The 23,478-nt window shown below is 68.2% G+C and carries 20 protein-coding genes; 12 read left to right on the top strand and 8 right to left on the bottom strand.

Translation table 11 applies throughout. From position 1 onward, the window contains the following. Positions 1-18: 18 nt before the first annotated feature. Genes AB4Z27_RS08990 through AB4Z27_RS09010 form a run of 5 tightly spaced genes read right to left on the bottom strand, consistent with a single transcriptional unit; the run spans position 19 to position 4,166 of the window. Positions 19-852, bottom strand: coding sequence for an SDR family NAD(P)-dependent oxidoreductase (locus tag AB4Z27_RS08990; protein ID WP_441592874.1), 834 nt, complete (start codon positions 850-852; stop codon positions 19-21). 48 nt (positions 853-900) lie between these two features. Further along, a complete protein-coding gene (locus AB4Z27_RS08995) occupies positions 901-1,320 on the bottom strand; it encodes a MaoC family dehydratase (RefSeq protein WP_092297051.1) in 420 nt (139 codons plus the stop codon). Positions 1,321-1,333: 13 nt separating this feature from the next. Beyond that, positions 1,334-1,777, bottom strand: a complete 444-nt coding sequence (locus tag AB4Z27_RS09000) for a MaoC family dehydratase N-terminal domain-containing protein (RefSeq protein WP_441644291.1) — start codon at positions 1,775-1,777, stop codon at positions 1,334-1,336. Positions 1,778-1,805: 28 nt separating this feature from the next. Beyond that, on the bottom strand, positions 1,806-2,999 hold the full coding sequence (locus tag AB4Z27_RS09005) for a lipid-transfer protein (protein ID WP_441644292.1): 1,194 nt from the start codon (positions 2,997-2,999) through the stop codon (positions 1,806-1,808). 30 nt (positions 3,000-3,029) lie between these two features. Beyond that, a complete protein-coding gene (locus AB4Z27_RS09010; RefSeq protein WP_441644293.1) occupies positions 3,030-4,166 on the bottom strand; it encodes an acyl-CoA dehydrogenase family protein in 1,137 nt (378 codons plus the stop codon). A gap of 250 nt (positions 4,167-4,416) precedes the next feature. Between AB4Z27_RS09010 and AB4Z27_RS09015 the strand changes: the two genes are divergently transcribed. Genes AB4Z27_RS09015 through AB4Z27_RS09025 form a run of 3 tightly spaced genes read left to right on the top strand, consistent with a single transcriptional unit; the run spans position 4,417 to position 7,647 of the window. Next, a complete protein-coding gene (locus AB4Z27_RS09015) occupies positions 4,417-5,556 on the top strand; it encodes an acyl-CoA dehydrogenase family protein (RefSeq protein ID WP_441644294.1) in 1,140 nt (379 codons plus the stop codon). Between the two features lie 36 nt (positions 5,557-5,592). Further along, the gene (locus AB4Z27_RS09020) at positions 5,593-6,780 is read left to right on the top strand and encodes a lipid-transfer protein (protein ID WP_092297037.1); all 1,188 of its coding nucleotides are present in this window, start codon (positions 5,593-5,595) and stop codon (positions 6,778-6,780) included. A gap of 36 nt (positions 6,781-6,816) precedes the next feature. Then, positions 6,817-7,647, top strand: coding sequence for an SDR family NAD(P)-dependent oxidoreductase (locus AB4Z27_RS09025; RefSeq protein ID WP_441644295.1), 831 nt, complete (start codon positions 6,817-6,819; stop codon positions 7,645-7,647). A gap of 75 nt (positions 7,648-7,722) precedes the next feature. On the opposite strand, the gene AB4Z27_RS09030 is transcribed toward AB4Z27_RS09025, so the two are convergent. The 3 genes from AB4Z27_RS09030 to AB4Z27_RS09040 form a co-directional block, all read right to left on the bottom strand. Next, positions 7,723-8,643 carry a TauD/TfdA dioxygenase family protein gene (locus AB4Z27_RS09030; RefSeq protein ID WP_092297033.1) on the bottom strand — a complete coding sequence of 307 codons (921 nt, stop codon included), beginning with the start codon at positions 8,641-8,643 and terminating at the stop codon, positions 7,723-7,725. A 59-nt stretch (positions 8,644-8,702) separates the two neighbouring features. Continuing rightward, positions 8,703-9,788: a Zn-dependent alcohol dehydrogenase gene (locus AB4Z27_RS09035; protein ID WP_092297031.1), complete on the bottom strand. Its 1,086-nt coding sequence runs from the start codon at positions 9,786-9,788 to the stop codon at positions 8,703-8,705. Between the two features lie 162 nt (positions 9,789-9,950). Beyond that, complete coding sequence (locus AB4Z27_RS09040; protein WP_441592872.1) at positions 9,951-12,758, bottom strand: LuxR C-terminal-related transcriptional regulator; 2,808 nt, start codon at positions 12,756-12,758, stop codon at positions 9,951-9,953. A 286-nt stretch (positions 12,759-13,044) separates the two neighbouring features. Between AB4Z27_RS09040 and AB4Z27_RS09045 the strand changes: the two genes are divergently transcribed. The 9 genes from AB4Z27_RS09045 to AB4Z27_RS09085 all read left to right on the top strand — a co-directional run. Further along, positions 13,045-14,007 (top strand): tripartite tricarboxylate transporter substrate binding protein, encoded by a 963-nt coding sequence (locus tag AB4Z27_RS09045; protein ID WP_092297028.1) that lies wholly within the window; start codon positions 13,045-13,047, stop codon positions 14,005-14,007. 86 nt (positions 14,008-14,093) lie between these two features. Next, positions 14,094-15,221 carry a CaiB/BaiF CoA transferase family protein gene (locus AB4Z27_RS09050; RefSeq protein ID WP_441592871.1) on the top strand — a complete coding sequence of 376 codons (1,128 nt, stop codon included), beginning with the start codon at positions 14,094-14,096 and terminating at the stop codon, positions 15,219-15,221. Between the two features lie 13 nt (positions 15,222-15,234). Further along, positions 15,235-15,891 carry a hypothetical protein gene (locus AB4Z27_RS09055; RefSeq protein WP_092297023.1) on the top strand — a complete coding sequence of 219 codons (657 nt, stop codon included), beginning with the start codon at positions 15,235-15,237 and terminating at the stop codon, positions 15,889-15,891. Positions 15,892-16,167: 276 nt separating this feature from the next. Continuing rightward, on the top strand, positions 16,168-17,316 hold the full coding sequence (locus AB4Z27_RS09060; protein ID WP_092297020.1) for a porin: 1,149 nt from the start codon (positions 16,168-16,170) through the stop codon (positions 17,314-17,316). A 93-nt stretch (positions 17,317-17,409) separates the two neighbouring features. Next, positions 17,410-18,015: a DUF2889 domain-containing protein gene (locus AB4Z27_RS09065; protein WP_441644296.1), complete on the top strand. Its 606-nt coding sequence runs from the start codon at positions 17,410-17,412 to the stop codon at positions 18,013-18,015. A gap of 201 nt (positions 18,016-18,216) precedes the next feature. Continuing rightward, a complete protein-coding gene (gene hpnD / locus AB4Z27_RS09070) occupies positions 18,217-19,065 on the top strand; it encodes a presqualene diphosphate synthase HpnD (protein WP_441644297.1) in 849 nt (282 codons plus the stop codon). Between the two features lie 78 nt (positions 19,066-19,143). Further along, positions 19,144-21,162: a squalene--hopene cyclase gene (shc, locus tag AB4Z27_RS09075; protein WP_441644298.1), complete on the top strand. Its 2,019-nt coding sequence runs from the start codon at positions 19,144-19,146 to the stop codon at positions 21,160-21,162. Further along, positions 21,159-21,857, top strand: coding sequence for a phosphorylase (locus tag AB4Z27_RS09080; protein WP_441644299.1), 699 nt, complete (start codon positions 21,159-21,161; stop codon positions 21,855-21,857). Before shc ends, AB4Z27_RS09080 begins: the two co-directional genes overlap by 4 nt. A gap of 212 nt (positions 21,858-22,069) precedes the next feature. Then, positions 22,070-23,478: T6SS effector BTH_I2691 family protein (locus AB4Z27_RS09085; protein ID WP_441644300.1), on the top strand; the 1,409-nt coding region annotated here is incomplete at its 3' end.

Here is a 23,478-nt window from a genome sequence, read left to right on the forward strand (position 1 = left end):
TTCCGGGTGCAGCCGGGCTTAGAAATTGCCGCCGGGGCCACCACCGCAGTAGACGACCTGCCCGGACAGGAAGTTCGACTCCGGCGTGCAGAACAGATACACGGCGCCAGCCGCTTCTTCCGGCTTGCCGGCGCGGCCCAGCGGCGTCATGCGGCTCACGCCGTCGAGCATCGCCTGCTGCACACCGACCTTGATCTCCCGGCCTTCGATGGTGACGGTCTTGCTCTGGTCGCCGGCCAGTGCCTGCGTCAGGCGCGTTTCGATCAGGCCGAAGGCCACTGCGTTCACGTTGACCTTGAGGCGGCCCCATTCCTTGGCCAGGGTCTTGGTCATGCCCAGGATGCCGGCCTTGGCTGCCGAGTAGTTCGACTGGCCCGGGTTGCCGCCAGCCGCGCCGGACGAGATATTGACGATCTTGCGGAACACCTCGCGGCCCTCGGCCGCTTCGGCCTTGGCAGCGGCGCTGATCACCGGCTGGGCGGCGCGCAGGATGCGGAACGGCGCGGTCAGGTGGCAGTCAAGGATGGCATACCACTGCTCATCGGTCATCTTCTGGATGACGTTGTCCCAGGTGTAGCCGGCATTGTTGATGATGATGTCGATGCCCTTGTGGTGCTCGACGGCTGTCTTGACCAGGCGGTCGGCGAAATCGGGAGCAGTGACGCTGCCGACGCATGCCACGGCTTCGCCACCCTGCGCGCGGATCAGCTCCACCACTTCGGCGGCCGGATCGGCATCCAGGTCGTTCACCACCACGCGGGCACCTTCGGATGCCAGCTTCAGCGCCACTTCACGGCCAATGCCACGGCCCGAGCCGGTGACGATGGCGGACTTGCCTGCGAGTTTGCTCATGTCTGTTCTTCCTGTATCGATTCGTCTGGGGTGCGATGGGGAGCCGGCTTACTTCAGGGCGACGATGGCTTCGCCCAGCAGCTTGTCCTCGCCATACTGGTTGGCGCAGCGCAGCGCCACCTTCACGCGCTGCTCGCCATCGGCCTCGAATTTCTCGGTCACCACGCCGGTGCAGGTGGGCTGATTGCCCAGGTGCGTGATGCCGGTGAAGCGGATGGCCACATTGCGCACCTGCGTCTGCGGCACCCAGCCGGTCAGCAGGCGGCCCAGGTAGGCGGCGGAGAGCATGCCGTGCGCGAACACGTCCGGCATGCGCGCCTTGCGGGCGAAGTCCAGATCGATGTGGATCGGGTTGTGGTCGCCGGAGGCGCCGCAGTACAGCGCCAGCGTGGTGCGGTTGATCGCCGGCAGGGCCAGCGGCGGGAGTTGGTCGCCAACCTTCACATCGTTGAAACGGGGGGCTTGCATGGTCGTTGTCTCCTTAGCCACGGCGTTCCACGAGCGTGCCGCGCATGTCGGCCACGTGCTCGCCACGTTGGTTGGTCACACGCGTCGTGTTGACCACGAAGTGCAGCGCGCCGTCCTTCTTGTCGTACACATCGGTCACGGTGGTTTCGAAATGCAGCGTGTCGCCGGCGTAGGCCATCTGGTGATAGTCGAACGCCTGCTCGGCGTGCAGGATGCGCGCGAGGTCCAGCTTCAGGAGGCCCATGCGGTCCACGCCTGCCGAGACGTCGCTGTTCAGGCACATCAGGAAGGTCGGCGGCACCGGCAGCGTGGGATGCCCGGCATCCCGCGCGGCGGCTTCGTCGGTGTAGATCGCATCGGTCTCGCCGATGGCCTTGGCGAAGAAGCGCAGGCGCCCCTTCTCGACCTCGATCGAGCCCTTGCCCAGGCCGAGCCCGATCATGCTCTTGTCTGCCATGTTCTTGTCTCCTCTTCGATTGGACGGTTCAGCCGCGGCCGTAGAGCGTCACCACGCAGGCGCCGCCCAGGCCGAGGTTGTGCTGCAGCGCGAGCTGCACGTTCTCCACCTGRCGCTTGTCGGCCGTGCCGCGCAGCTGGTTGGTCAGTTCGTAGCACTGGGCGAGRCCCGTCGCGCCCAGCGGATGGCCCTTGGAGAGCAGGCCGCCCGACGGATTGGTGACGACCTTGCCGCCGTAGGTGTTGTCGCCGTCCATCACCATCTTCTCGGCCTCGCCCACCTTGGCGAACCCGAGCGACTCATAGGTCAGCAGCTCGTTGTGCGCGAAGCAGTCGTGCAGCTCGCAGACCTGGATATCGGACGGGCTCACGCCAGCCTGCTCGTAGACGGCCTTGGCGGCGTTCTGCGCCATGTGGAAGCCCACCAGGCGGATCATCGACGGCGGCGCGAAGCTGTCCGGCACGTCGGTGGTCATCGACTGCGCCAGGATGCGCACGTCGGTACGCAGGTTGTGCTTGCGCGCGAASGCYTCGGTACAGACGATGGCGGCRGCCGCGCCGCACGTCGGCGGGCAGGCCATCGAGCGCGTCATCACGCCCGGCCACATCACCTTCTCGTTCATCACGTCTTCCGGCGTCACCACGTCGCGGAACACAGCGAGCGGGTTGTTGGCGGCGTGACGGCTGGCCTTGGCGCGGATTCGGGCGAAGGTCTCCAGCTTGGTGCCGTACTGCTCCATATGCTCGCGGCCGGCGCCGCCGAACAGCGTCAGCGCGCGCGGTACGCCGGCATCCACGGCGTCCTGGATCAGGTGGCCGCCAATCGCGGTGAAGCCATCGAGCGGACCCTCGCGGTCATCCCACTTGCCCTTGAGCGCGCCCGGCTGCATGAATTCGAAGCCCAGCGCCAGCGCGCATTCCACCGCGCCCGACTCCACGGCCTGGCGCGCCAGGAACAGCGCGCTGGAGCCGGTCGAGCAGTTGTTGTTGACGTTGACGATGGGAATGCCCGTCACGCCCACCTTGTACAGCGCGGCYTGGCCGCAGGTGGAATCGCCATAGACGTAGCCGACGAAGGCCTGCYGGATCTTGTCGTACGGCAGGCCCGCATCCTCGAGCGCCAGCTTCGCCGCCGTGGCACCCATCACGCTGTACGACTCGCTCTGGCCCGGCTTCTTGAACGGGATCATGCCGACCCCGGCAACCACTGCATGCTTTGACATTGCCTTGTCTCCTCGCTGGTCTTGTTGTGCTTACATCTTGCGCGTGATGAGYTCACGCATGACTTCATTGGATCCGCCATAGACGCGGGCGATGCGCATGTCCACGAACGCCCGGGCGATCGGGTACTCAAGCATGTAGCCGTAGCCGCCGTGCAGCTGCACCATGTCGTCGATGCACTTCCACAGCACCTCCGTCGAGTACAGCTTGGCGATCGCGGCTTCCTCGCCCGAGAGGCCCCGGCGCATGTGCTCGCCGAGGWAGTAGTCCACCATCGTGCGCAGCGCCACGGCATTCGCCTTGATATCGGCGAGCTTGAACTTGGTGTTCTGGAAGTCCCAGATCGTGCCGCCGAAGGCCTTGCGATCCTTCACATACTCGACGGTCTGGGCGAGCAGACGCTCCAGCTTGGAGGCGGCGCCCACGGCGATGATGAAGCGCTCCTGCGCCAGGTCGTGCATCAGGTAGCCGAAGCCCTTGTTGACCTCGCCCAGCAGGTTGCTGGCCGGCACGCGCACGTTGTCGAAGAACAGCTCGGCGGTGTCCTGCGAGTGCATGCCCACCTTGTGGAGCTTGCGGCCCCGGCGGAAGCCCTCGCGGTTGGTCTCCACCATGATCAGGCTCACGCCCTTGGCGCCGGCGGCGGGATCGGTCTTGCAGATCACCATCACCATGTCCGAGATAAAGCCGTTGGAGATGAAGGTCTTGCTGCCGTTGATGACCCACTCGTCGCCGTCCCGGACCGCCGTGGTGCGGCAGGCCTTGACGTCGGAGCCGCCGCCGGGCTCGGTGATCGCCACGGCGAGAATGGTCTCGCCGGCGCAGACGCCGGGCAGCCAGCGCTGCTTCTGCTCCTCCGTGCCCAGCCGCGCGATGTAGGGCGCGACGATGTCCGAATGCAGGCCGAAGCTCACGCTGACGCCCACGTCGGCCATTTCCTCGGCGATGATCGCCGCGTGGCCGAAGTCGCCACCGCCACCGCCATACTCTTCCGGCAGGGACGTGCCCAGCAAGCCTTCGCGCCCGGCCTTCAGCCAGGTCTCGCGGTCGACGATGCCGTCGGCCAGCCAGGATTCCTGACGCGGCAGACATTCACGCTCGAGGAAACGGCGCACGGTGGTGCGGAACTGCTCGTGATCTTCACGATAAACATTACGAACGACTTCCACGAAGACTCTCCTGTTCGGAATTGACAAGCGCCTGGCGGCTCCCGGGCTGCCTGCGGTGAGCGAAATGATGCGGGGCCGCATTGCGCACCACCCCTCCCCGAATCGGGTAGTCGCCACCGCCCTGCCTCCCGGCGCCGCGCCCCTCCCCAAACCGGGGAGGCCGCACCCCCCTTCCCCCCCTCCATCATCTCCGTCAGGCCGCGCGTGCCCCCAACGCCGCGCCGACCATAACCAGAAGAGGAGGTGTGCCGTGGAAGTAACCCGTACCGTTTTCCGTGAAGACCACGAAATGCTCCGTGAGAGCGCGCGGCGCTTCTTCGAGCGCGAATGCGCCCCGCGCCAGGCGCAGTGGGACGCGGACGGCCGCGTGGACCGCGAGAGCTGGCTGAAGGCCGGCCGCGAAGGACTGCTCTGCGTGGCCATCCCCACCGAATACGGCGGCGGCGGCGGCGATTTCGGCCACTCGGCGGTCGTGCTCGAGGAAACGCACCGCGCCGGGATCTCGGGTTCGGGGTTTTCCCTGCACTCGGACATCGTCGCGCCCTACATCGCGCGGCTGGGCACCGAGGAACAGAAGCAGCGCTGGCTGCCCGACATCTGCGCCGGCAAGACCATCCTCGCCGTGGCGATCACCGAGCCCGGCGGCGGCTCCGACGTCAAGGCCTGCCGCACCACGGCAGTCCGGAATGGGGACGAGTGGGTCATCAACGGCAGCAAGACGTTCATCTCGAACGGCACGAGCGCCGACATGATCATGGTGATCTGCAAGACCGATCCGGCGGCCGGCGCCAAGGGTGTCAGCCTGATCATGGTGGAGACCAACCGCGAGGGCTTCCGCCGGGGCCGCAAGCTCCACAAGGTGGGCCAGCCCGCCGCGGACACCGCCGAACTGTTCTTCGACAACGTACGCGTGCCGGCCAGCAACCTGCTGGGCGAGGTGAACCAGGGCTTCGGCTACCTGATGCAGGAGCTGGCCCAGGAGCGCCTGATCATCGCGCTCTACGCCGCCGTGGCGCTGGAGCGCCTGCTTGGCATCACGGTGGACTATGTGAAGGAGCGCAAGGCCTTCGGCGGCACGATCTGGGACTTCCAGAACACCCGTTTCAAGCTGGCCGACGCCAAGGCGCATGCCGTGGCCATCCGCACCATGGTCGACTACTACCTCGGCGAGCACCTGCGCCGCAAGCTGACCGTGAACGAGGCGGCCATCGCCAAGATGCACGCCACCGAGACGCTGTGGAAGTGTCTGGACGATATGGTCCAGCTCCATGGCGGCTACGGCTACATGCTCGAGTACCCCATCGCGCGGGCCTTTACCGACTACCGCGTCTCACGCGTGGTGGGCGGCGCCAACGAGGTCATGCGCGACCTGATTGCCCGCAAGCTGTAACGGCGGGCGGCTCCCCCCTATAGAGAGAGGATAGATATGAGCGAGAAAGTCATCATCGGCGGCGTGGGCATGATCCCGTTCGCCAAGCCCGGCGCGAGCGCCAGCTACACCGACATGGGCGCCGAAGCCGTGCGCCGCGCGCTGGCCGATGCCGGCATCGGCTACGAGCTGGTCCAGCAGGCTTATGCGGGGTACGTCTACGGCGACTCCACCTGCGGCCAGACCGCGCTGTACGAGGTGGGCCTGACCGGCATTCCCATCGTCAACGTCAACAACAACTGCTCGACGGGTTCCACCGCGCTGTACCTGGCCCGCCAGGCCGTGGCGCTGGGCGATGCCGACTGCGTGCTGGCGCTCGGCTTCGAGCAGATGCAGGCCGGCGCGCTGAAGTCCCACTGGGACGACCGCCCGCCCACGCGCGCGCGTTTCCAGCCGATCCTGAAGAAGCTGACCGAGGACGTCACGGACATTCCCCAGGCCCTGCGCAGCTTCGGCGGCGCGGGCCGCGAGCACATGCAGCGCTACGGCACGCGCATGGAGACCTTTGCCGCCATCCGCGCCAAGGCCAGCCGCCACGCCGCCAACAACCCCCTGGCGCTGTTCCGCAACGTGCTGACCACCGAAGACGTGATGAACGACAAGGTGATGTGGCCCGGCGTGATGACCCGCCTGATGGCCTGCCCGCCGACGTGCGGCGCCGCCGCCGCGCTGATCGTCTCGGAGCGCTTTGCCCGCAAGCACAACCTGCGTTCGGATGTGGTCATCGTGGCCCAGTCGATGACGACGGACCCGGTGGAATCGTTCGATCCGCCCTCGATGATCAGCTACGTCGGCGGCCATATGGCCCGCGCCGCCGCCAAGCAGGTGTACGAGCGTGCCGGCATCGGCCCGCAGGACATCGACGTATGCGAGTTGCACGACTGCTTCGCCCAGAACGAGCTGCTGAGCTACGAGGCGCTCGGCTTCTGCCCCACCGGCGAGGGCGAGAAGTTCGTGATGGACGGCGACAACACCTATGGCGGCAAGGTCGTGACCAACCCGTCCGGCGGCCTGCTCTCGAAGGGGCACCCGCTCGGCGCCACCGGGCTGGCCCAGTGCTACGAACTGACCCATCAGCTACGCGGCACGGCCGACAAGCGCCAGGTGGAAGGCGCGCGCCTGGCCCTGCAACACAACCTCGGTCTTGGCGGCGCGTGCGTGGTCACGCTGTACGGCAAGAACTGACGCTACCCATCTACAAGAGACAAGAGGAGTCACACCATGAGCAGGAAACTGGAAGGCAAGGTCGCCATCGTCACCGGTGCGGGACGCGGCATCGGCCGCTGCATCGCGCTGAAATTCGCCAATGAGGGCGCCAGCGTGGTCGTCAACGACCTCGACGCCGCCCCGGCCAACGAAGTCGTGGCGGAGATCCGCGCCGCCGGCGGCCAKGCGTTGGCCTTTCCGTGCAACGTCACGGCGCCGGACTTCGGCGACCGCCTCGTCAAGGCCACGCTGGAATCGTTCGGCGGCATCGACATCATCGTCAACAACGCCGGCTACACCTGGGACAACGTGATCCAGAAGATGAGCGACGAGCAGTGGGACGCGATTCTTGACTGCCACCTCAAGGCGCCCTTCAACCTGCTGCGCGCCGCCCAGCCGTACTTCCGCGAGGCCAGCAAGGCCGAGGCGGCGGACGGCCGCGAGGTGTTCCGCAAGGTGGTCAATATCTCGTCGACCTCCGGCACGCAGGGCAACGCCGGCCAGGTCAACTACTCGGCCGCCAAGGCCGGCGTGATGGGCATGACCAAGACGTTGGCCCGCGAGTGGGGCCGCATGAAGGTCAACGTGAATTGCGTGGCGTTCGGCTTCATCGCCACGCGCCTGACCGAGCCGACCGCCGAAGAGAAGACCGTCAGCATCGAAGGGCGCGACATCAAGGTCGGCGTGAACCCGGACCGCATCGTGCAGGCCAGCAAGGAAATCGCACTGGGCCGCCCGGGCACGCCCGAGGAAGCCGCCGGTTCGGTCTTCATGTTCTGCATCCCCGAGTCCGACTACGTCACCGGCCAGACCATCATCTGCGGCGGTGGGCGCGGCGGGTTCTGATCCCCACGCTCCAATGAGAACGGGGCGCATGCCACTGCGGCATGCGCCCCGTTTTTCATTCCCTGCCCCGCGCGCTCAGACCGGGCGGTCGCCGATGATGGTGGCGCGGTTCATATGGCGCGGCGCCGGGAAGTAGTCCTGCACCGCATAGTGCTGCGTGGAGCGGTTGTCCCACAGCGCGATGGTGTCCGGCTCCCACTTCAGGCGCACCTGATACTCGGGCGCGGCGGCCTGGCGGAACAGGTATTGCAGCAGGTCCAGCTCTGCGGGACGGAAATCAGAGCCGATGCGGTACGGCTGCACCTTGCTGAAGTTGTCGAAATGGGTGGTGAAGCCTTCATTGACAAACAGGATCTTCTCGCCAGTCTCCGGATGGGTGCGCACCACCGGATGCACCATCGGCGGATACAGCTTGCGCAGTTCCTCGACCTTGGCGTCRGAGAGGGCCTGGCCGAAGGTCGGCATGGCGTCATGCACCGCGCGCAGTCGGGCGATCTTCGTCTTGACCTCGTCCGGCAGGTTCTCGTACGCCGCCACCATGTTCACCCAGATGGTGTCGCCACCCACCTCCGGGCAGCTCACGCAGCGCAGCATCGAGCCCATCGACGGCACCTGGCGCCACGTCACGTCGGAGTGGTAGAGGTTTTCGCGGCCACGCGCGCTGCCGTCACGGCCGAACACCACCAGCTCCGGGTGCTCCGGATGGTGCGGGATCATCGGATGGACCTCCAGCTCGCCGAATCGGCGCGCGGCGGCCACGTGCTGCGCCGGCGTGATGTGCTGGTCGCGGAAGAACAGCACCTTGTACAGCAGCAGCGCGCGGCGCAGGGCGAGGTGGGTCTCTTCATCGAGCGGCCGGGCGAAGTCGATGCCGGTGATCTCGGCGCCGATCGTCGGGGTGGARCGGCGCACGCCAAACGGCCAGGCTTCGGTGTCCTGGGCGGGGGTCCGCGCGGGGGGCGCGTCTTCGGCGACGGCGGTTGCTGCAGGTTGCATGGTTGTCTCCTCGTTTTATCGTCGTGGGAATGCAGCCCCGCGCGGACGTGCGGGGCGGTTTAGCTGTCGAACACGATCACCGAGCGCGCCAGTTCGCCGCGCCGCAGCTCGTCGAAGGCYTCGTTGATCTGCTCGAGCCGCAGGCGGCGTGAAATCATCTGGTCGAGATGGAGCTTGCCCGCCATGTAGAAATCGACGAGGCGCGGCATATCCACCGGAAAGCGGTTGGACCCCATCATCGAGCCCTGGATGCGGCGCTCGTACAGCAGATGGAASGGATCGATCTCCAGCTTGGTGCCCGGCTTGATCATGCCGATGACGGTGGCGGTGCCACCGCGCCGCAGCATGCCGAAGGCCTGCTCGGCAGTGGCTTTCAGGCCGATGCACTCGAAAGCGTGGTGCACGCCCTGCCCGGTCAGCTCCCGCACGGCCGCGACCACGTCGATGTCCTTCGCCTGGATCAGGTCCGTGGCGCCGAACTGCCGCGCCAGTTCCAGCTTGCTGTCGAGCATGTCGATGGCGATGATCCGCCCGGCGCCGGCCAGCGCCGCGCCGTTGATCGCGGCCAGCCCGATGCCGCCGCAGCCGATCACGGCAACCGTCTCGCCGGGCGCCACCTTGGCGGTGTTGACCACCGCGCCGGTGCCCGTGGTGATGGCGCAGCCGATCAGCGCGGCGCGGTCCAGCGGCATGTCGCGCCGGATCGCCACGCAGGCGTGTTCGTGCACCAGCATCTGCTCGGCGAAGGCCGACAGGTTGGCGAACTGCGGCATYGGCTTGTGCTGGTAGGCCAGGCGCGGCTCGTCGCCCTTGGACCGGCGGGTGTCGGGGGACTCGCACAGCGACAGGTGCCCGGTCAGGCAGTGCTCGCAGTGGCCGCAGTAGACCGACAGGCAGGTCACCACGTGGTCGCCCGGCTTGACGGTGCGCACCTCCGAGCCCACCTGCTCGACCACGCCGGCGGCCTCATGGCCCAGCACCACCGGCGCCGGGTGCGGAAACACGCCGTCGACGAAATGGAGGTCGGAATGGCAGACGCCGACGGCGCGGGTGCGAATCAGCACCTCGCGCGGGCCGGGCTTGGCGATGGCGATGTCCTCGATACTGAGGGGTTGGCCGGGACGATGGAATACCGCAGCTTTCATGGCTGAACCTCTAAATGCGATGGGACGGACAAACAGGCGGGCATGCCGAAAGAGATGCCGGAAGGACGCCCGCCCACGGATCTGGACGTTACAGCGGTGCGACGGCGTCACCCCTCCCCGGTACGGGGGGGTGGGGGGTGGCGGTGCAGCGGTACGGCGGAACTACTGGGAAGACGGACGGCTGGCGGACGGCTTGCCGCTGGCGGGCGCATCGGCGGCGAGGTCGCGCAGCAGCGCCACCGCCTCGTCGCGTCCGCTCACGCCCAGTTTCATGAAGATATTCTTGAGGTGCCACTTCACGGTCTCGGGCGAGACTGCCAGCGTGCGCGCCACCATCTTGTTCGACATCGCCTGGGAGATCAAGGTCAGCACCTCGGTCTCGCGCTCGCTCAGGGCCTTGATCGGCGCGGAGCGGCGGGCCGGCGCGGCGGGCGCCTCGCGCTCGCGCCAGCGGCCCGATGCCTCGAGCAGCCGCTTCGTATAAAACGCCAGTACGGGATCGAGCGTGCCTTCGGCCAGCACCGTGCGCAGCAGCGTGACGCCGCCCGAGGTGGCATCGAGCAGGCTGCGCAGCAGGCCMAGCCGGTGGCCCAGGCGCAGCGCCTCGACCAGATGTTCCCGCGCGGCACGGCCATTGCCCCGGCCGTTCTCGGCCACCGCGCATTGCATATGGACGATGGCGCCATGCCGGCCGCGCGACGCCAGCACCGGGCTGGAGAGCATCGGGTGGAGCCGGGCCAGCGCCCCGTCGAAATCATGCCGATGCAGGCACAGGCCGATGCAGGCCAACTGCGCGTGCGCGGCGATCTCCCACACATCGGTCCGGCCCGCGTTGACGGCGGCCAGCTTGCGCACGCGCTCGATGGTCGCCTCGGCCAGATCGGTCTCGCCTTCGCGCAACTGCCAGCGGGAGCGCACGTTGAGCGCCATCACCAGCAGGCGGTCGAGGTTGTTGCGYACCGCGTAGTCCTCCAGGCGGTCCAGGCAGGCCGCGGCCTCCAGCCGCCGGCCAGCCACGCGGTGCGACAGCGACAGCATCAGCAGCGCGCGCAGCGTCGCATCCGGCACCGACACCGTTTCCARCTGGCCAATCCAYCGCTCCAGCAGCGTGCAGACGGCGTCGATCTCGTTGAGTTCGTAGAACGTCTCGCTCAGCAGCACCGCCGCCATGTGGGCCACGCCGACGTACTCGGCGCCAAGCTGGTCGGCCTCGTGCAGCACCTGCCGGAACACGGGCTCGGCCTGGAGCATCCTGCCTTCGATCGACAGGCTCAGGCCGGACAGGCATCGCCCGATCAGGTTGCTGAGCATGCCGCCACCGCCGTGATGCGTGCCATCGGCCAGTATCTGGCGGGCGCGTTCGTACTCGCCCCGATGCATGTGCAGCCAGCCCAGCACGTTGGCGCGCGAGGTCAGCACGAAATCGTCGGCATCGGGCGGGGCGGCTTCGAGTTCGGGCAGCAGGGCCACCGCCGCGCCGATATCGTCGCGCATCAGCGCCATGGCCCCGCGCAGCACGATGACCGCGAAGCGCTCGCGGGCGCCCAGCGCCGCGGCCTGGGCTTCCAGCCGGGGGATGGCCCGCGCGGTGGCGTCCAGCCTGAGCGAGCGCAAATCCACGTGGGCCTGCATCAGCTGCAGCGCGAAGCGCGACTCGATCTGCGCGACGGGCAGCAGGCGCAGCAGGCCACTCAACTGGCGGAAACTACCGCGCGCAAGCAACTCGGGCGCGCAGGTCTGGATSGCGTCGGCCGCCGCGCCGGCCTCGCCGGCCATCACCGCGTGCCGGACCGCCTCCTCCACCTGCCCGCGCTGCTCGAACCAGCGCCACGCCGCCGCGTGCAGCGCATGCTGCCGGGCCTGCGGCATGCGCGCCACGCGCGCCAGCAGCACCTCGCGCAACAGCGGGTGCAGCCGATACCAGCTTTCATGGTCGTGGCCGCTGACCTGAATGATGAACAGGTTGCTGCTGTCCAGCCGCACCAACCGGGTGGTCATGCGCGCCACGGCGCGCGGCTCGCCCACCAGCGTGGCGCACAGCGGCGCGCAGAAGCGGCTGCAGATGGCCACGCAGGTCAGCAGTTCCTGGTCGTCCGTGCCGAGCTGGCGCAGCACCTCGTGCTCGAAATAATCGGCAAAGGCGCTGGCGTCGCGCAGCGTGCTGGTGGAACCGGGGAAGAAGCCCGGCGTGCCGGTGCCGTGCTTGGCCTTGATGTCGAGCGCGAACAGCTGCAGGCCAGCAATCCAGCCATCGGTCAGTTCGTGCAGGCGGCGCGCGTCACGCGGCGAGATCTCGCCGAGCTGGTCGCGCAGGTAGGCTTCGGACTCCTCGGGGCTGAAGCGCAGGTCGCGCAGGTCCAGCGTGGCCACCAGTCCCTGCGAATCGAGCCGCGCCAGCGAGAGCGGCAACGCGGCGCGCGAACAGAGCACGATGTGCAGGTGCGGCGGCGCATAGTCGAACAGCCATTGCAGCATCTGCCAGATGCGGGCGTCCTCTAGGAGGTGCACATCGTCCAGGATCAGCACGAGGTCGCGGGGCTGCGCGGCAATGGCCTCGATCAGCGTGACCACCCAATGCTCGATGGCCGAGGCATCGCTGCCGTCGCCCACCAGCGACGCCGCGTCGCGGACGATGTCGGCATCGATCAAGCCGATGCTGGCGAGCAGGCAATCGAAGAAGCGGGCCGGATCGTCGTCCTCCTCGGACAAGGACAGCCACGCCACCTCGAAGCCCAGCGACACCAGCGACTGACGCCAGCTGACGAGCGCGGACGTCTTGCCGCACCCGGCCGGCCCCTGAACGATTACGCAGCGCTTGTGCCGCGCTTCGAGCAGGCGCGCCGCAAGGGCCTCCCGCGCCAGCGGGCGGCGGGCGGGCCGTGGCGGTACCAGCTTGGTACCGGCGATGGGCTCGAAGTTGCGCGCGGAAGCCTCCGACAATGGCTTCGGCGCCGGGTCATACGAAGACATGTGTGTCGATTGTGCCGGGCTCGTCACCCAGGCAGGATTCTGCGCGATGGGAACCCCGCATTATAGAGACGCGCCAGCACCCGGACCATCGGGGTCAGTCTGTAGGCCGCGCCGCGCCTGGGTTTCCGGCGCGCACGGGGGCCCGGGCCTCCCCAACGTCCACCCGGACCGGGTGGGTCGTGACGCGCAGGCGCCGTGCATGATGGCGTCGGCGGCAGGGATCCCCTTCCCGCCGCAGCGCCAAAAATCACGATGCGCGGCCTGACCGCGCCGACCAGGAGACACGATGTTCAAGAAGACCTGCATGCTCGTACTGGCATGCCTCGCCCAGGCCGCGGCGGCGCAAGCGCCCTACCCCAACCGCCCGATCACCTTCGTCCTGCCGTTCACCCCGGGCGGCGCCGCCGACATTGTCTCGCGCGCGCTGGCCGATGACATGGGCAAGCGCCTCGGCCAGCCGGTCATCGTCGAAAACCGTCCCGGCGCGTCCGGCATGATCGGCACGAATGTGGTGGCCAAGGCACCTGCCGATGGCTACACGGTCAGCATCACACTGACCCAGGCGATCCTGAACAATCAGTTCCTGTATACGAAGCTGCCGTACGACACCCGCAAGGAACTGGCCTTCGTCACCGAGATCTGCACCGCCGGCGTGTTGCTGGTGGCCAGCCCGAACGTGCCGGCCAAGGACATGAAGGAGTTGCTGGACTGGACCGCGCACCACCACGCCAGCTTCGGCTCGTGGGGGGTGGGCTCCTACGGCCATCTGGTCAGYTCGCACCTGGCCCGCACGCGCAAGGCCGACATCACGCACGTAGCCTACAAGGGCGAGGCACCGATGATCCAGGACCTCGTGGGCGGCCAGATCGACCTCGCCTTCGTCTCCGCCTTCGCCGCCAAGCCGTTCGTCGAAACCGGCAAGCTCAAGGTGCTGGCGGTGGCGTCGGACCGCCGCCTGCCCGGCCTGCCCAACGTGCAGACGCTGGCCGAGGCCGGCCTGACCGATCCGGAGTTCCAGGTCACCGGCCGCGTGGTGATGATGGTGCCGGCCAACACGCCCGCCCCGGTCGTCGAAAAGCTGGAAAGTGCTGCACGCGCCGCGATTGCCTCGGAGCCGATCCGCGCCCGCATGCGCGCCATCGCCATGGAGCCGATCGGCAACAGCAGCAAGCAGGCGCTGGCCAACTACGAGGCGATGTACCCGGTGCAACAGCGGCTGGTGATGAGCACGGGCGCCCGGCTGGACTGACCCCGCTACCTACCCGATGCGGGGGGGGGGGGTGGGAGGGCCTGACCGTAACCTAGGCCCCTCCTTTCATCCAACGGTAGAAACACATGTTGTCTGGCATCAGGATCGTGGAAATCTGCGGTATTGGCCCGGGGCCGTTTTGCGCCATGCATCTGGCAGACCTCGGCGCGGATGTGATCGCGGTGGAACGCAGCCTGCCCGCGGGCACGGGTACGGGCACGCCACCCCCCGCAGGCAACGTGATCAACCGCGGCAAGCGCTCGGTCGTGGCCGACCTCAAGACGCCGGAAGGCCGCGAACTGGTGCTGCGCCTGATCGAGGACGCCGACGCGCTGATCGAAGGCATGCGCCCCGGCGTGATGGAGCGCCTGGGCCTGGGCCCCGATGCCTGCCACGCGCGCAATCCCCGCCTGGTCTACGGCCGGATGACCGGCTGGGGCCAGTCCGGCCCGATGGCGCAGGCCGCCGGGCACGAYAACAACTACATCTCGCTGTCGGGCGCGCTGTACTACAACGGCGGGCCGGTCGAGCCGCCCTCCTCCGCCATCACCGTGGTGGGCGACATCGGCGGCGGCGCGCTGTATCTGGCGATTGGCCTGCTGTCCGGCATCCTCAACGCGCGCGCCACGGGCAAGGGCACGGTGGTCGATGCGGCCATCGTCGACGGCTCGGCGCACATGCTGCAACTGCTGCTCGCCACGCAGGCCAAGGGCTTCGTCACCGGCCAGCGCGGCGACAACATCTTCGACAGCTCGCAYTTCTACGCCACCTACCGCTGCGCGGACGGGCACTGCATCACGGTCGGGTCGATCGAGCCGCAGTTCTACGCGCTGCTGCTGGAAAAGCTCGGCGTGGCCGAGGATCCGCGCTTCGCACGGCAGTGGGACCGCAAGCGCTGGCCGGAACTGCACCGGCACTTCGCGGAACTGTTCGCCAGCCGCACCCGCGCCGAATGGAGCGCGCTGCTGGAGAACACGGACGTCTGCTTCGGCCCGGTGCTGAGCCCCGAGGAAGCGGCCAGGCACCCGCACAACGTGGCGCGTGGCGTCTATGTGGAGAGCGAAGGCCGGCTCCAGGCCGCGCCGGCGCCGCGCTTCGACGGCGAGGCGCGCCAGCCCGGCGCCATCCCGACGCACGGTCAGCATACGGCCGAAATCGCGGCCGGGCTGGCGCAAGGCGCCGCCAGCGTCTGGCGTTCTTCCGCCAAGGCTTGAGCGGAGCGTTGTGATGGCGAGTGCAACCCAACGCGGCGCCGCGCCGCAACCGGCCGGGCGCCTCCAGCCGAAGCTGTCCGCCCTGATCGCGGAGGTGCGCGCGGTGCGCGATGAACTGGACCGCACGCTGGCGCGGCATGGCATGCCCAGCCGCGATGCGGCGGCCTCGCGCGCGCGGCTGCTCGACCAGTGGATCCGGCAGGCGCAAGGCCGGCGGCAACTGGTCTGCCTGGCCTGCGGCGCGGAGCAGGGGCTGCTCCAGCAGGGGCATCTGGAGATCGGCCGGCGCACCGCCGCCGGCACCACGGACCGCGCCCTGCGCGCGCTCTACTGGGCCAGCGTGCAGCGATGGAGCCGCGCGCCGGGCAGCCGTCCGATGCGCGACGACACCCCGGCGACGTCTGTGGCAGCGCCATCGACATCGCCAGCCGTCGCGCCCGACATGTGTGGCGACTGCGACGACCTGCGCCAGGACATCCGCCGCTATACCCCGCATGCCGAACTGGCGCGGGACGGCGTCAACGAGCCGCCCCGGCCCCATGGGGCGGCCGAATGCCGGTATCGCTGCGGCACCTGCGCCACGCAATGGGTGCGGCGCGTGCCCCCGTTCGAACCGTTTGCCGTCTGGGCCGTGGTACCCGCCCGGCATGCGGCCCCGCTGTACCGCTGAAGCTTTCCTGAACAGGCCCTCCATCGCTGGATGTCGGTTCCGGCGATGGCCTTTACTCCGACCTCAGGGTCGGATTTTTTTTGGGCGACGTTGGGCAAGACAGCGTGCGAAGGAGGTAAGGGTCTGCACGGATGGGTAGTGCGCAAATGCCACAGTCCGCCCATCGGGAGTGGGCAGGTTTGAAGGGCATCCGCGCTTTACTGTGCGTGCGCCGTGAAAGCGGACGCGCAGCCAGCCAATGCGCTGGTTCCTAGAACGATAAGGAGACCCTCAAGCATGAAACGGAAGTTCATTACCCTGGCAGCGCTGGCCCCGCTCGCGATCACGGCCCATGCGCAGACGAGCGTCACGTTGTATGGCGTGGTCGATGGTTCCATCGAGTACGTCAACCGGGTCGCCGCCTCGGCCGCCACGCCCAACCAGGGCGGCAGCCGCGTCGGCATGCCCTCCGTGGGCGGTCTGTCCGCCTCGCGCTGGGGCCTGCGTGGTGTGGAAGACCTCGGCGCCGGCAACCAGGCGCTGTTCGTGCTCGAAAGTGGCTTCCAGTGGGATAGCGGTTCCCTGCAGGGCGTACCGCTGTTCAATCGCCAGTCGTTCGTCGGCCTGCAGAACGATGCCTTCGGCAAGCTGACCTTCGGCCGCCAGTACACCTCGTTCTTCGAGGGCATGGCCAACTTCGCGCCGATGCGCTTCGCCGCCACGTACGAGCCGGGCATCTGGTGGATGGGCCTGAACTACCGCGAAGACAACATGGCCAAGTACATCGGCAAGTGGGGCCCGATCCAGGCCGCCGCGCACTTCTCGTTCGGCACCGGCGTGGCCGTGCAGAACGCCGCCATCGCCCTGGCCAACGGCGGCGCCGGCGAGGTGCCGGGCAACTTCAAGGACAACACCGGCTACGGCGCCTCGCTGATGTACCTGAACGGCACCGGCCTGGGCCTGGCGATTGCTGCCGACGAATGGCGCCCGGCGGCGCAGGTCGGCGCACCGGGCAAGATGACCAAGCTCGGCGCGGCGGGCCTCTACAACACCGGCCCGTTCAAGTTCACGCTTGGCTATCGCTACAACAAGGGCGAGTTCGCCAGCGGCGCCACGCTGCTGCGTGACGACTACTGGTGGGCGGGCGTGAACTACCAGGCCACGCCGGCCTGGGGCCTCTCGCTGGCCTACTACTACGCGGACGTGAAGGGCGCGCGCGCCACGGCCACGGCGGCCGAGACCAATCCGCCCAATATGCAGCAGGTCACCTTCACCACCACCTACAACTTCAGCAAGCGCACCGACGTCTATATGTCGGTCGGCTACGCCCACAACGGCGGGCTGAGCTTCGACGGCCTGGCCACGGCCTACGCCTTCAAGTACCCGACCATGTCTGGCCAGCAGAACATGGTCGGCGTCACGATCGGCGTGCGCCAGATCTTCTGACCGCCCCCCGGCCACCCGTTCTTGGGGGGACCCCCACCCCCCCGGGAACGGCATCATCCCTGACAGACCCCCACAGTCCCAAGGATGACGACCATGGCCAACGCCGTACCAGACGCCACCACGCCCCCCGGCCGTACGCTGCGGCATACCCGCAGCATCCTGTGCCGCGGCTACCTGCGCGACGATGGGCGCTACGACATCGAGGCCGAGATGCAGGACATCTCCGCCGTCGCCACCGAGCTGCCGTTCACCGACCTGCCCGCCGGCGGCCACCTGCACCGGATGCACCTGACCATGACCGTCGATGCCGGCATGGTGATCCACCACTTCGCCGCCCGTACCGAGACCGGCCCCACGCCTTACTGCGCCGAGATCAACGCCGCCTACGCCACCCTGATCGGGCTGCACATCGGCAAGGGCTTTCATCAGGCAGCCCGGCAACGGCTGGCCGGCGTGCGCGGTTGCACGCACCTGACCGACCTGCTCGGCCCGCTGGCCACCACGGCGATGCAGACCATGATGTCGATCCAGCGCGAGGAAACGCCCTGGCACACCAAGCTCCACGGCAGCACCCCGCTGCCCCAGCCCTGGGTGCTGGATACCTGCCACGCCTACCGCCTGGACGGCGAGGCCRCCCAGGTTATCTGGCCGATGCACCGCCGGGCAGCGCCGGTACGCGAGTCCACGCCGCAAGAGTGATCGTCCATCCACATATAGTGCGGATTTCGCCACATCGCTCGCTTGCAATGAAGTTGTTATAATCGCCCGACTTCAAAAAACTCCGAATCCGCGCCCCGCCCGCGGCTCCGTCCGCACAGCGCCATCCCGCAGTTTCCATGGCAGTCCACCGGACGGCGTCTGACAGGCCCCGCGGACCCGACAAGCGTGCCGAGGAAACCCGTGGCCGGTACTGAAATCGCAACGCCAGGCGCCCCGCTCGCGGGAGCCGCCGTGTCATCGGGCAGCTCGTTCCACACGGCCATGCGCATCCTGCCCGCCTCCCAGCGGCAGGCCATGTTCGAGATCTACGCGTTTTGCCGCGCCGTGGACGATATTGCCGATGGCGACACCCAGCACGCCGACCGTCTGGCCGCGCTCGAGCAATGGCGCGCGGACATCGCCGCCTGCTACGCCGGCCGGGCGCCCGCCGCGCTTGAGCCGCTGAATGTGCAGATTCAGGCATTCAACCTCCAGCAGCAAGACTTCTGCGACGTCATCGACGGCATGATCATGGACGTCGTGTCGACCATCGTCGCGCCGGACGCCGCCACGCTGGACACCTATTGCGACCGCGTGGCCAGCGCCGTGGGCCGGCTGGCCGTACGCGTGTTCGGCATCGACGAAGCACCCGGCATTGCGCTGGCGCACCATTTGGGCCGCGCGCTGCAGCTGACTAATATCCTGCGCGATATCGACGAGGACGCCGGCATCGGCCGCCTGTACCTGCCCGCCGAGGCGCTGGCCGCCGCCGGCATCCCGATCGGCACGCCGCACGCGGTGATCCATCACCCCGCCATTGGCRCGGTCTGCCAGGGCCTGGCGCGGGAAGCGCAGGCTCACTACGACGCCTCCGCCGCCATCATGGCGCGCTGCCCGGCGCGCGTGGTGCGCTCGCCGCGCATCATGTTCGAGGTCTACCACGGCATTCTCACGCGCCTGCTGGCGCGTGGCTGGCAGCCGCCGCGCACGCGTGTGCGCGTGCCCAAGGCCAAGCTCGTGTGGATCCTGCTCCGGCATGCCATTGCCTGACCCGACACACCTAATATGGAAGAGGATGGGCCGCCGCCCGGCGCGCCATCCGCAGAGAGAGAAGTGCCCCCAGAATTGATGAACCAGGCCGCAACGATCACCCGCCCCGAATTCGCCACCACCGACGCGCTGGCTGCCAGCGTGAACCGGCTCGCCCAGCCTGCCCTGCCGGACCCGCTCGACGCCGGCATCGCTCATGCCGTGGATACCCTGCTCGCCCAGCAACAGGCCGATGGCCACTGGGTCTATGAGCTGGAAGCCGACGCCACCATCCCGGCCGAATACATCCTGATGGTGCATTACCTCGGCGAGCAGGCCGACCCGGTGCTCGAGGGCAAGATCGCCAACTACCTGCGCCGCATCCAGAACGCCGATGGCGGCTGGCCGCTGTTCCACGCGGGCGCCTCCGACATCAGCGCCAGCGTGAAGGGCTACTTCGCGCTCAAGATGGCCGGGGACGACCCCGAGGCCGCGCACATGCGCCGCGCCCGCGCCGCCATCCACGGGATGGGCGGCGCCGAGGCGAGCAACGTCTTCACGCGCACCCTGCTGGCCCTGTACGGCGTGATGCCGTGGCAGGCCGTGCCGATGATGCCCGTGGAAATCATGCTGCTGCCGCAGTGGTTCCCGTTCCATCTCTCCAAGGTCTCGTACTGGGCGCGCACGGTGATCGTGCCGCTGCTGGTGCTGAACAGCCTGCGTCCGCGGGCGCGCAACCCGCGCAAGATCGGCATCGACGAACTGTTCCTGCGCCCGGCCCAGTCCACCCGGCTGCCGGCGCGCGCGCCGCACCAGAGCCCGCTCTGGGTGGGCGTGTTCCGCGCGCTGGACGCCGTGGTGCGCGTGGCCGAGCCGCTGTTCCCGCGCAGCCTGCGCGCGCGGGCCATCGAGCGCGCCCGCACGTTCACCGTGGAGCGCCTGAACGGCGAAGACGGCCTCGGCGCCATCTTCCCGGCGATGGTCAACTCGGTGCTGATGTTCGACGTGCTCGGCGTGCCCGAGAGCGACCCGAACCGCGCCATYGCGCGCCGCTCGATCGACAAGCTGCTGGTCGTCCGCGACGATGAAGCCTATTGCCAGCCCTGCCTGTCGCCGGTCTGGGACACTTCGCTGGCCAGCCACGCGCTGCTGGAAGTGGGCGAGCCGCGCGCCATCGCCGCCGCCGTGCGCGGCCTGGACTGGCTGGTGCCGCTGCAGGAACTCGACCTCAAGGGCGACTGGATCGTGCGCCGCCCGGACGTGCGGCCCGGCGGCTGGGCCTTCCAGTACGCCAATGCCCACTATCCGGACGTGGACGACACCGCCGTGGTGGCCGCCGCGATGGACCGCGCCGACAAGGGCGACCGGACCGACCGCTACAAGACCGCCGTGGCGCGTGCCTGCGAGTGGGTCGTCGGCATGCAGAGCAGCAACGGTGGCTGGGGCGCCTTCGAGCCCGAGAACACCCATCTCTACCTGAACAACATCCCGTTCGCCGACCACGGCGCGCTGCTGGACCCGCCCACGGCCGATGTCTCGGCGCGCTGCCTGGCCATGCTCTGCCAGCTCGGCCAGATGCCGGCCAACAGCGAGCCCGCCGCGCGCGCGCTGCGCTACCTGCTGGACGAGCAGGAAGCGGACGGCAGCTGGTTCGGCCGCTGGGGCACCAACTATATCTATGGCACGTGGAGCGCGCTGTGCGGCCTGAACGCCGCCGGCATCGGCGCCAACGCGCCCGAAGTGCAGCGCGCGGCCAAGTGGCTGCTGTCGATCCAGAACCCGGACGGCGGCTGGGGCGAGTCGGGCGACAGCTACAAGATCGCCTATCGCGGCTACGAGCGCGCGCCGAGCACGGCCTCGCAGACCGCCTGGGCCATGCTGGGCCTGATGGCAGCCGGCGCCGGCGACCATCCGGCGGTGGTGCGCGGCGTGGAATTCCTGCTGCGCACGCAGGCCAGCCATGGTTTCTGGGACGAGCCGTATTTCACGGCCGTGGGCTTCCCGCGCGTGTTCTACCTGCGCTACCACGGCTATGCACGCTTCTTCCCGCTGTGGGCGCTGGCGCGCTTCCGCAACCTGCTGCGCGAGGGTAACCACGCCGTGGCGTGGGGCCTGTGAGCCCCGCCCACGCCCCGGTGCTGGCGGTGAGCGGCATGCGCTTCGAGGCGSAGATCGCAGCCGGCCCCGGTATCGAAACGCTGTACGGCCGCCGTGACGCCGCGCTGGCGCGGGCCCTCGACCAGGCATTGAAGCATGGCCGCGCGGGCGGCTTCGCGGGGGTGATCAGCTTTGGCGTGGCGGGCGGGCTCGACCCGACGCTGCCGCCGGGCACGGTCATCGTGGCCACCGGCGTGCGCGCGGGCGCCGAATCGTTCCGCACCGACCCGTTCTGGAGCGCCGCCCTACGCCGCGCGCTGCCGCAGGCGGTGCCCGGCCTGCTGGCCGGCGCCGACACCGCCGTGACCACCGTGGCGGACAAGGCCGCGCTGCATGGCCTGCACGGCGCGCTGGCGGTAGACATGGAATCGCACATCGCCGCCCGCATAGCCCGCGCGCACGGCCTGCCCTTCACCGCGCTGCGCGTGGTGGTGGACCCGGCCGACCGCCCCGTGCCACCGCTGGCCGTGGCCGGCATGGGCGCCGATGGCAGCACCGATATCGGCGCCATCCTCATCGGCCTGCTCAAGGCCCCCCATCACCTGCCCGGCCTGCTACGCCTGGGCCAGGACGCCGCGGCMGCCCGCCGCGCGCTGCAAGCCGCCCGCCGGGCGCTGGGCGAGGAATTCGGCTTGCCGGCTTCCGCGGTCGCCTAGTCGATTCGCGGCTTCTAGCACACGCAATGTGGTTGCCACATAAGACAAGTCTCAATGTGGCGTGACGGTCGATCCTGGACAAGGAACGGCTGAATTCACCGTCAAAGGCATTCCCCCTTCCAAAGAAGAGCGTTTATCTTGCAGCGCGCAAGGCGTAATGCCTTGCTGTCTGCGGATACCTCGCACACGCGAACCTTGGGGATTTGACGTCTATGGCCATCGAAAAGAAGTGCAACTATTGCGACAAGCGTGGCCTGCTCATCCTGCCCGTGCGTTATGCCGTCGCACCCATCGACATGGGCCTGCCGGCGGTGACCGCGCCACTGAAGGTGGAAGATTCCGCCCGTAGCGTCGGCAAAGGCCAGAAGCAGGACCTGACGCTGCATGGCAGCGCCCGCTACACCACCCGCCTGCTGCGCTGCGGCTATCTATACGTGTACGACGAAAAGCGCGATTGGATGACGGGGTACTGGATCACGGAGGAGGGCTACTACACGAGCTTTCCTGCGGAGGCCGGCATAACGGAAAGCTCGAGGTCGCTCAAGCCCTGCAGTGACGCCGTCCACGTGGAACTGGCTGGCTGCATCGGCATCGCCGATGCTACGCAGGCTGGCATTGTCTGGTTTGGCTACTCCGACGTGCAATGGACGCGGACCGTCATGGACGCGCACCGAGGAGCCGCCGGCAAGCCGCTGCGCGAACTGCACATGCGTCCGTTTGACGCCGGCGCGTGGGCCAAAGCGCATCAGATCACACCGGGCAAGCCGCCCGGCAATGGCCGGGGCAACACGCCCCATGCGGTGCCGATCGACGCCCTGGCCACCACCGTGGCCGACTACGTAACTGTCGCAAGATCGGCGCCGGTCGGGCCCCGCGCCTTCATGCCGCCTTCCGCGCCGAACTTTGGTGGACGCGTAGGGCGGACCGATGCCACCCAATCAGCCTGCCGCCGCCGCAGCCCGGACATGCAGGCCGCCATCATCGCACTGGACGACCCCGCCGGCGTTGCGCAAGACCTCGCCGCCCTGATCCACTGGCATCAGGAGCGCTTGCTGGACACCTACGTCCCGGCGGGCAAGTACGACAAGAAGAACGGCTATGGTAACTATCCCACCACGCATCGGAATCTGGTTGCACTGGATGGCGCCATCAAGTCGCTGCGGCAGTCCAATGACGAGAAGGTGAGGTGGCAAGTGTTCAAGGATGCAAAGGACTCTGCGGACAGGCTCGAGAACGATGCCGGGATGGCCGGTCAGGCGGGCCTGGAGGAGTTGTACGCAGCGATCAGGCATCCCTCGCTGCAGACCATCGAGTCGGCCCAGCGTGGATCATGGGCAAATTACCTGCGCCGCTTCAAACCGGAACTCCATAGCGCGTGGCGCAATGAGTTCAAGACGCAGTCTGACGCGCTGCACGCCCAGCACGTCGAACCCCTGGCAAAGGCCCACGCCGCATGGATGCAGAGCAACCTTCTCGCCAACAAGCTCGACTGCACGCACGATGGGAGCAATGCGCTAAGCGGCGACGCCTACGCGGAGACCTTGCAGCGATGCATCGCCACAACCCAGCAAATCGACGGCTGCGCCGCGGTCTACCTCCAATGGCTAAAGGGGGACATCAC

This window comes from Cupriavidus sp. KB_39, assembly GCF_052114485.1.
Taxonomy (GTDB): Bacteria; Pseudomonadota; Gammaproteobacteria; order Burkholderiales; family Burkholderiaceae; genus Cupriavidus.